This window comes from Prosthecobacter sp. (assembly GCF_029946185.1).
Lineage (GTDB): Bacteria > Verrucomicrobiota > Verrucomicrobiia > Verrucomicrobiales > Verrucomicrobiaceae > Prosthecobacter.
Genome location: NZ_JAQSEA010000002.1, coordinates 1 through 9,327, shown reverse-complemented (window position 1 = coordinate 9,327; position 9,327 = coordinate 1). Strand labels below are relative to the sequence as shown.

Below are 9,327 nucleotides of genomic sequence, written 5' to 3'. Positions count from 1 at the left end.
CGGCAAACGCTTTCCCATTCACGAACTGCTGCTGCCCTATGACTCCGTGTGCGGCATGATCCGCCGTGGTGAGTTCAAGAACCTCGACCAGGAGCTGGAGGCCGGTTTCACCCGTGGCATGGTGAGTTTTGAACGCTGCCTCAACATGCGCATGGCCGACGGCTGGAAGCCTTCCACCGCACGCAAGACCGGCTACACCGAACATGAGGTGTACGACTTCCTTTCCAAAGAACAACTGACCTCTATTTATGCTGTTGGATGAAATCAAATCTGTCCTGAGCTTCGCCGCTTTCAAAGCCGACCCCGACGACTCCGCAGTCCCGTGGGGAAAGCGCTTTGAAGCACGCAAGTCTCTCCTCATCAATGTCAGCCGCAGCGCGGTTAGCTGGCGTTCCGTCAACAAACGCGGACGCTTTGAGGAGAGTGGTATGCAGGAAGGCGAACTCGCCGACACCGCCCCCTCCAAAGGCGAAGAGTGGAGGAGCATGACGGAGGCCGGCTGGTGCTCCGTTTCCGTCAACCACCGCTTCATCATCAGCCTCGAAAACAACCTCATGCGTGGGGACAACTCCGTGAACCTCCTGCGCACCAATCCGCGTGCCGTGCTGGGCCCCAAGTATGACCGTGGCAAGCGCTACGCCATCTGCCATCATCCCGAGACCACCGCCAGCCTGCTCCTCGCCGTGGAGGAGTCCCTGGTCAAAGTCACCGAAGACGTTCTCAAGTCCGTCCATCTCAAGCCCGGTCGCGTCTCCTGCGGACTCTTTGCCATGCTGGAGCATGCCATCCTCAGCATCTTTCGCGCAAGCTCCGGCGGCACGCCGTCGGACTTCGTCCTCATCGCCGCCTGCGAAGGCTCGATCGCAGTGCTCGTGCAGCAGGAAGGCCAGTGGCGCGACATTCGCTGCCGCAGCGGCCTGGGCCCCGAGGCCGTGGAAACCGGGCTGCAAATCATCAGCCCCCTGCTGGCCAAAGTACCGCAGGGCAGCCCCGTCTATTTTATCGGCGACGGCCATGACAACAAATTCCGCACCGAACTGATGCTGCATCTTGAGAAAGTCGGTGCCGCCGATCTCACGCAGGATGACCTGCTCTGGACCATCATCGGCGAACATTAAGCCACCCCTCCCATGAACGATTATCTCTGCCATGATTTCAAAACGCCGCGCATCGACACCTCGCGGCGTCTGCCTGCGTCCTTCCGCGCCATCCCCGTCCTCTTCTATGTGGCGTTGATCGGCAGCGCTTACGTGATGACGATGGATTACTTCAATTATAAAAGGGCGCTCAAGCAGCAGACCGATGCCGAAGAAAACCAGGTGCTCAGCGAATCCCAGCGTGACGCGTACAGGAGTGAACTGGCAGATCTCGAATCCGAGGCCACCAAGGCGGAGAAAGTCGCCCAATGGATGGAAGGTGCGCGCAACATCCAGCCCATCGCCGTCAAGATCGCCCGGGCGGTGCAGACCGACACCCGCATCACCCAGGTCGCGCTGGAGCGCAGTGAGCAGGTGCCCGCCAACATCGCCCTCACCATCCATCTGAACGGTGCCAAGGTCTCCACCGAACTTGCCTCCATCGAGGCCGCACTCGGTCAGTTGCTCTACCGCTCCTACTCACCGCAGCAGACCAAGAACGGCGACGTCGTCGAATACCATTCCACCCTCGTCCGCCAGGCGGACTAATCCTGCCCCCTTCTCAGCAATGAACCCCAAGCAACTCGCCTGCGTCGTCCTGCTCATCCTCATCGGAGCGATGACCTACACGGCACAGATCATCCACAACAAGGTCGCCTCCACCCGCGCCGCGGCCGAGGAGGCCGAAACCGCCGCGATCACTGCGGAAAACGAACGCTCCACCGCCGAAATTCAAACCGGGGTGTTCAAGGCAAAAACCGAAGACTTGCGGCGCTTTCTCCGCTCCTGGATGCCTGCCATCGAGCATGTGCAGACCCAGCAGGAAGCGGAGCAGATCATCGAACTCAGCCTGCGCGAGCGCGGCATCAACCTCGTGCGCTCCCGCAAAACCGAGTCAAAAACATCCGCCGGCAACAAGCTCATTCCAAGGTCCGTCATCACCACCCTCACCATTGAGGAAGAATTCGCCAAGGTGCTCAACTGGCTCGGCGACATCGAACGCCGCCTGCCCACCGCACGCATGAAAGTCGTGCAGATCACCGGCGGCAGCTCCGGCACTCAGTTGAAAATGGAAGTCTCGTTCGAAACGCCCATTTTTGATCTTGCTGCTGCGGATGCCGACAAGAAAAAGGCCACGCCCAAAGTCACCAAATCCTAACCCATGAATTTCGCATACAGACTGCTGCTGCCGGCCCTGGTGTTTACATGCATGGCTGCCTCCAGCCCTGCCCAGGAACCCGCCGGTGAAGATGGGGAAAAGCGCGTGCAGTATCAGCTCGTGCTCCCGGAGGAGAAGACACCGGAGAACGTGAAGCCAGAGGAGCACAACCCCTTTGAGTCCGAAAACGAAGTGCTCAACCGGCAGTCCCCCGGCGACACCGAAGAGAACCGCGTCCGCGACAAACTTCTCCGGCTGCCCGTGGTCGGTACGAAACGCATGGCGGACGGACGCATGCGCGTGCTGCTGGGAGACCTCATCTTGGAGACAGGCTGTGTCGTCCCCCCCGTGCTGCCGGAGCAGATGGTCGAGCTGAGAGTGAAAAACATCACCGCTGATTCCATTGAGCTCGCCTGGCAGGAAAAGCGCCTCACCGGTTTGCCGCCGAAGATCATGACCATCCCGATCAACATCTCGCCGCAGGTCCGCTATCAGATGTTCGGCCAGACCGAAAAAGAAGCCAAGGAAACCAAGGGCACCAACGCCACCATGGAGTTCCCCGTGCGCGACCTTATTGCCAGCCCAACGGCAGCCCCGCAGCCCCCTCCGCCAGCCCTGCTTTCCACCGAATCAGCCCCACCCCGCGCACTGGTCATCGCGGATGATCCCCTGCCCTTTTCGCCCCCCCGTCTGGTGACTCCTACCGTCACGCCTCCAGCGGTGCCACAGCCCGCGTCCGACCTGGTCGAAAGACCGCTAAATCCCGCACCACCGCCTGCGCAGTCGCCCCCGGCTTCGCCCGCCGTGGAGTCCGTGGTGCGCATGCTGTTTGGCAATCCCACGCCCGCCCCCCAATGAACCGCCGTGCCCATCAGCCAGGAGGCTACACCTCCGTGGAACTCCTGCTGGTGCTCGCGCTTTCTGCCGTGATCCTTGGCGCGGCTGTCATCTCCTACGGCACCCTTGTTCGCAGCCAGCCCAGCGTCTCCTCCATGGTGGCCGTACCGCTAGGCGGCATCCGCACGCTGAATTTTTACGGCACCGTCAACAACACCGTCGATGTCGGCATGGCTCCGCAGTACGGAGCCCTCTCCCTGGCCGAAGAACTGCGTGAACAGTTTCTGACAGACACCCTCAGCGCCACCGCTGTTTACTGCCTGCCGCGTGACAGCTTCAACACCTGGAAGCCCGCCCTGATCGCTTATGATTCCACCAAGGACGAAGAACTCGACACCCCGCAAAAATTTCGCGCCCACATCATCGCCCGCGCCAGCGTGCCGGCTTCCCTCTATCGTGACTATCGCAATCCCTTGAACGACGGGACATCCGTCCCGCAGAACACCACCATCTTCATACTCGGTTACAGCAAGTACTCCGGCTATCTCAAGGTCAACGCCATTTACGACATTGACCTCATCCGCTTCACCGGTGCCAAAGAACCCAATGGCATCCATGCCTCCGTCAAACGCTACGCCGAAGCCACCTCCAGCACCACCCCGGACAATCTGACCTACATGGGTGGTTACGATGTGTTTTTCCCACCTTCCCTCCCCAGCCCCACCAGCGCCAGCCAGTGGTCCAAGGATGGCTTCGCTCCCCTGTTCATCACCTTTGAGCGCGCGTCGCGTCTCGCCTTGCGCGAGACGCCCACCACCATTGATCGTTTCAAGCGCGCCTCCGAACGTCCGTTTTACTTCATCTGGTGGCCGGACCCCGCCGCCCGTCATCGCGGCCAGATCGCCAACACCCTCTCCACCACCGACCCACGCCAGGCCTACAATCAAATGGCGGGTCGCTCATCCTTCATGTTTACCGTCCCCATGTTTCCGGCGCTCTAAATTTCCGAGTCATGCGCATCACCCGACATCCTCATCGCAGCACGCGCGGCGCCCTTATGGCCGCAGCGCTCATGCTCATGATTGTCAGCGGCATTTTTGTGACCTCCTGGGTCACGCTCATGAGCACCCGCGCCGCGCAGGTCAGTTATCTGGAAGAGGTCTGCAAACGCCACATCGGCCTCGAAAGCTCGCGCCTCCTCGCCTGGCAGTGCATCACCAGCAAAGCGTTTGATCGCAACAGCAAGATGGCCGCCAGTCAAAACACCCTGCTCGGCAGCGACATCGGCGGATTCAACACCCACAACGGCTGGGACAATCTCAACGTTTACACCGCCAGCGACACCGTGGGAGACATGAAAACCGTCTTCCCCTTCAATCATACCGGACTGCGCCCTGGAGCCACCTACATCAACGTCGAACAGTTCGCCCGCCCCTCCTCCAGCATCGCCGGCAACATTGATGACTACAATGCCTGGGAGTTTCTCAAATCCATGCCGCCAGTTCTTAATGGCGATGTCTTCTGCATCTATCGCAAGCCCGATCCGCCCCCTGGCGTCAAGATGCCATTCCTGGACGTTTATTACAACGCTGCTTCTGCTGAAGGCGGTCACAATGCAAACTGGACCGTCCTGGGACGCACCGTGCTTCATGCTCCGGATTCGTTGTACGTCGAAACCACACCCAGTCCGCTGCAACTACCGTTTCTCACCAAATCTCTCTACATCCAGTTCCAGTCAATCGTGGAGCCGCCTAACATCCGCTACCCCGTTTATGGCACCGATCTAAACGGCAAAGCGCTGCTACCCTCCAATATGCCGGTGGTTCCCAGCACCACCGGCCCCATCGACAGCAGCGGTGCCAGCAACTTTCAGGGCTACCTCAACGTCGTGCGGAATGACAACAATCCTGACAACTCCCTCTGGCACTTTCAGGATCGCGAAGCCGCCGCCAACCGCACCGCCACCGTCACCATCGATGTGGGAGGCGTCTTCAATTCCGGCACCGAAGCCTACTGGATCTCAGAACAGGCCAACCCCAGCTACATCCCTCCCGGCTGGCCCTCGGGCTATGACTCCAAGCTCAAGGTCCTCTTCATCAAACTCGACAGCCAGTATCTAAAAAACATGCGCATTTATGGCGTCGTGGATCAAATCGTCTTCGTGGGTCAGAGCAATGCCACCGCCTTTGCCAATGCCGCCTATCTGAAACCCGTCATCATCACCATCATGCCCAATGGGGCCAAAGGTCGCTGGGTGCGTGACATCCGCTTTGAGCGCGAAAACAACCGGCGGCATGTCCTCGCCTTTAAGGATGACAATGGCCGCCCCGTCGAATTCTCCTGGGTCAACAAACCCATCAGCGGCACCGAGTTTCGCTGGCGCTGCGTGCTGGTGAACGAAAACCAGAGCATCATGTACAACATGCCCGCCAACATGACCCAGAGCGTGCGCTGGATCGGAGGCGTCATGACCAACTGGACCGTCAAACGCCGTGCCACCGGTGGCACCAACCCCAGCCGCCTCCTCTTCACCAGCGACAGCGACCCCGACGTCCCCGCCGCCACCAACAACGGCCCCGCCTTCGCCACCTTTCTGCCGCGTGACGCCTGGCTCGAATCCTACTTCCTTCCCGTCCCACCGCCATGAAGCACACCCGGAGGCAGAGTTTACCCTTGTTGACCGTGGTTGACCGCTGCTTGCAGTGGTTCGGCAAACCACCATCAACCGCCCGCAGAGCGTCCGCCTACACGCTCATCGAAGTCCTCGCCGCCGCGTGCATCATTTCCATCGGCACCACCGCCATGGTCAGCCTCTCCTCAACGCTCATGCTGCAGGAGGAGCTCGCCAACCGCGTCGCCATCACCCGCAACTATCAGGAGAACACCGTAAGGCTCTGGCAGCTCGGACTCTCCACCGTGCAGATCACCGCGCTCATGCCGTCCCTCGCGCAAAACACCATCCTGCAGCAGGCCATTTTCAGCAATCCGGCCCTCGTTGACAACGGCCTAACCACCGTCAACGGCGTAGTCATGGAGAGCGCCCTCTGCACCGCCATCGTCAACATCTCGCAAAATCCCACCACCAAAGTCTCCGGCGCATCCTTCACCCTCACCGCCTACCGCCCGCATCTCATCACAGATCTCCGCACCGCTTCGCCATGAAACAGAGTTCACAGTGGTTTGGAAAACCATCGTTAACTCTGCGGAGCGCGCTCAACACTGGCTCGGCCAACCCCTGTCCACAACCGTCCGCCACGGTCAACAGCGCGCAGTGCCCTCAACTTCCCCTCCCCTTGCGCCATGCTTAAAAAAGTCAAGATCACCAACATTCACTCCGGCAAATCCAGCGAAGCACTCGTGGACACGGACACCGATGACAAAGCTCTCATCGGCGCAGGAGTCGCGCAGAATGAAACCACCACCATTCAGACCATCACCGGCATTGATGAAAAGCTGCACCGTCTGACCAGTCCGAAGGGCGACACCGATGACAGCGCCGCGTTTTTCTCCGGCCTTGGCCGCTGTCTTGAGCGCAACATCTCCCTCACCAAATCGCTCCTCCTCCAGACCAACCGCGTCAAATCCGCCACCTACAAAGGCATGATTGCCGAGGTCGTCCACGCCATCTCCGTGGGTGACAAATTCAGCGATGCCATCTCCAAGTTTCCCAAGCTCTTCCCCGATGACATGCTCTCCCTCATCCTCGCGGGTGAAGAAGCCGGCCAGCTCTCCAAAGTTTGCAAACGCATCGCCGTCTCGCAGAAGAAATCCTCCAAGGTCATCAAGAAGCTCAAGGGCGGGCTCATCTATCCCGCCGTGGTGATCGTCCTCGGCGTCGCTGTCGTCATCGTCATGAGTTTCACGCTCGTGCCCGCCATGGCCAAGCTCTTCAGCTCGTTCAAGACCGAGCTTCCCATGGGCACCAAGGTGCTCATCGCCCTCTCCGATCTGTTTATTCACCGGCCCTACATGGCCATCCTGCCCTTCATCGGCCTGTACATCTTCTTCTCCAACTGGGGCAAGATCAGTGCCTTGCGTCCCATGCAGGATCTCTTTCTCAAGATCCCCGTCGTCGGCGTCCTCGTGCGCAAATCCGCCGCCGCCACCGGCTTCCGCACCCTGGCCATGCTCACTGAATCCAACGTCCGCCTCAGCAGCGCGCTCGACATCACCGCCCAGGCCAGCTGGCACTATCATTACAAAGAACTGTTCATCCGCCTGCGTGAGCACATCGCCGTCGGCCGCACCCTGCACGAAGCCTTCCTCATGGAATCTCACTGGCTGGGGCCCGACGCCCGCAACCTCTGCGGCCTCATCGAACTCGCGTCCGAAACCGGCTCCGGCACCGAAATGCTTTCCGAAATCGCCGACGACTACGAAGAGGATCTCGACAACCTCGCCGCCACGCTCGACAAGCTGATCGAGCCGCTCACGATGTTGATTCTCGGCATCATGGTCGGCTTCCTCATCTACGCCATCTACGGCCCCATGTTCAGCCTCGGCGACGTCATCTTGAAGAAGAAGTAGCACAAAGAGAGTCCTCGCGAGCTTTAGCTCGCTCTGGAAAAGTACTCGTGAGCTTTAGCTCGCTCTGGAAAACCTCCGCGAACATCCAGAACGAACTGAAGCACCACCGCACTTCACTCCTCCATGCGCCGTTCCCACAAAAGCACTCGTGAGCTTCATCCCGCACTGGAAAAGCACTCGTGAGCTTCATCTCGCTCTGGAAAACCTCCGCGAACATCCACAACGAGCTGAAGCACCACAGCACTTCATTCCTCCATGCGCCGTTCCCACAAAAGCACTCGTGAGCTTCAGCTCGCTCTGGAAAAGTACTCGTGAGCTTTAGCTCACTCTGGAAAACTCCGCGAACATCCACAACGAGCTAAAGCTCAAGAACACGTCACTCTCCCATCACCCCCGCCCACTCTTCCAGATGCCGGTCCCACGTCAGGGACAGCACCGTCTCACGCGCTGCATCAGAAAGCCTCTGCCATGTCGGGGCATCAAAAGCCAGCGCCTCCTGAATGCGCGCGGCGAGTTCCCGCGGCTGCTGCGGGTGGTAAAGCATGAGGCCGTTCTCACCATTGCGGACGTGATCCACCGCACCGTCCATGACAGACACGAGGCCCGGCAGTCCACAGGCCATGCTTTGCAGGACCGTATCGGAAAAGGCGTCATACTGCGTGGGATGCACAAACCAATCCGCCGACTGGTACAGCTCCACCAGATGGCTCGTCACCGGCACCACGCGGATGCGTGCGCCGATGCCGAGACGCTTGATCCTGTCATTCAGCGCCGGACTCAAATTCTTGCCTACAATCCAAAGCGTCGCGTCAATCTGCGCCATCGCTTCCAGCAACGGCTCCAAGCCACGGCGCCGATGGCTGACCGAGACAAACATCAGCACAGGCTTCGCAGCATCCGTTTGCAGTTTGCGGCAAAAAATTTCACGCGTGTTGGCGCGGTTCTCCGCCGGGCGGAAGAGTTGCGTTTCCACGGGTGGCGTCAGGATGCGGAAGCGCTCACCATCGGTGCCATAGACGCCCTGCAACTGCGCCGCCACGCGTGCGGAACTGGTGACGAACTTAGGCGTCTCCCGCCCCGCGCAGAGCCGGCGTTCCAGATACAGTTCATAGAGATGCTTCACACTGTAGCGCTGCCACAGCGGCAGCAGATTGCCATAGAGCCGGTGGCAGCCCGTGCCATTGCGGTGAATGTCCTGCACACAGGTGCGGCCAAAGCCGATGCTCAAATCCACGCCCGCCATCATTGCCGCGCGCGGAGCCAGGCGGTTGAAATGCCACATGCGCGTCGTGGCCGAGCCACGCAGGCGCGGCAGCACCTCCCATTTTCCGGGCAGCGCAGCACCGATCTCCGGCGTGGTCAGGGAGGTGATGTAAGTGATCTCATGCCCGGCGGTCGTCAGACGCTTGGCGAACTCGATCAGGAAGTTCTCCACGCCGGAGCCACGAATGATTTGCGGATGGATCAGAGCAAGCTTCATCCCTTTACTTCGCTCCCTCCTCCGCCTCGTTCTCATACATCCGGCTGTAGCGGTCAAAGGTGAAGAACGCGGTGGCCAGCGCGATCCAAAAACCGGGAAAGCCGTCCAAAAATCCGCGCTTCAGAATGTCGGCCCGTGTGAAACGCCACCAGGGCCGGAACAACGTGTGCAGGAGGGACCAGCGCTTG

The 9,327-nt window shown here is 59.9% G+C and carries 9 protein-coding genes and 2 pseudogenes; 9 read left to right on the top strand and 2 right to left on the bottom strand.

The annotated features are described in order from the left end of the window. The 9 genes and pseudogenes from PSV43_RS00095 to PSV43_RS00055 all read left to right on the top strand — a co-directional run. Positions 1 to 262: pseudogene (locus PSV43_RS00095) on the top strand (hypothetical protein); the annotation flags it as partial. Beyond that, a complete protein-coding gene (locus PSV43_RS00090; RefSeq protein ID WP_300192442.1) occupies positions 249 to 1,118 on the top strand; it encodes a hypothetical protein in 870 nt (289 codons plus the stop codon). The pseudogene PSV43_RS00095 and the gene PSV43_RS00090, both read left to right, overlap by 14 nt. A 12-nt stretch (positions 1,119 to 1,130) precedes the next feature. Then, a complete protein-coding gene (locus PSV43_RS00085; protein ID WP_300192440.1) occupies positions 1,131 to 1,685 on the top strand; it encodes a hypothetical protein in 555 nt (184 codons plus the stop codon). A gap of 19 nt (positions 1,686 to 1,704) precedes the next feature. After that, positions 1,705 to 2,295 (top strand): hypothetical protein, encoded by a 591-nt coding sequence (locus PSV43_RS00080; protein ID WP_300192438.1) that lies wholly within the window; start codon positions 1,705 to 1,707, stop codon positions 2,293 to 2,295. A 3-nt stretch (positions 2,296 to 2,298) separates the two neighbouring features. Then, on the top strand, positions 2,299 to 3,153 hold the full coding sequence (locus PSV43_RS00075) for a hypothetical protein (RefSeq protein ID WP_300192436.1): 855 nt from the start codon (positions 2,299 to 2,301) through the stop codon (positions 3,151 to 3,153). After that, the gene (locus PSV43_RS00070; RefSeq protein ID WP_300192434.1) at positions 3,150 to 4,133 is read left to right on the top strand and encodes a hypothetical protein; all 984 of its coding nucleotides are present in this window, start codon (positions 3,150 to 3,152) and stop codon (positions 4,131 to 4,133) included. Before PSV43_RS00075 ends, PSV43_RS00070 begins: the two co-directional genes overlap by 4 nt. Before the next feature lie 11 nt (positions 4,134 to 4,144). Beyond that, on the top strand, positions 4,145 to 5,779 hold the full coding sequence (locus PSV43_RS00065; RefSeq protein ID WP_300192432.1) for a hypothetical protein: 1,635 nt from the start codon (positions 4,145 to 4,147) through the stop codon (positions 5,777 to 5,779). After that, entirely contained in the window at positions 5,776 to 6,294 is a 519-nt protein-coding gene (locus tag PSV43_RS00060; protein WP_300192430.1) for a hypothetical protein, read from the top strand. Before PSV43_RS00065 ends, PSV43_RS00060 begins: the two co-directional genes overlap by 4 nt. A 138-nt stretch (positions 6,295 to 6,432) precedes the next feature. Further along, positions 6,433 to 7,659, top strand: a complete 1,227-nt coding sequence (locus PSV43_RS00055; RefSeq protein ID WP_300192428.1) for a type II secretion system F family protein — start codon at positions 6,433 to 6,435, stop codon at positions 7,657 to 7,659. A 376-nt stretch (positions 7,660 to 8,035) separates the two neighbouring features. Here the strand turns inward: PSV43_RS00055 and PSV43_RS00050 are convergent, their stop codons facing one another. Together PSV43_RS00050 and PSV43_RS00045 are read right to left on the bottom strand one after the other, a co-directional pair. After that, positions 8,036 to 9,139 (bottom strand): glycosyltransferase family 4 protein, encoded by a 1,104-nt coding sequence (locus PSV43_RS00050; RefSeq protein ID WP_300192426.1) that lies wholly within the window; start codon positions 9,137 to 9,139, stop codon positions 8,036 to 8,038. A 4-nt stretch (positions 9,140 to 9,143) separates the two neighbouring features. Continuing rightward, positions 9,144 to 9,327, bottom strand: a pseudogene (locus tag PSV43_RS00045) (glycosyltransferase family 2 protein); the annotation flags it as partial.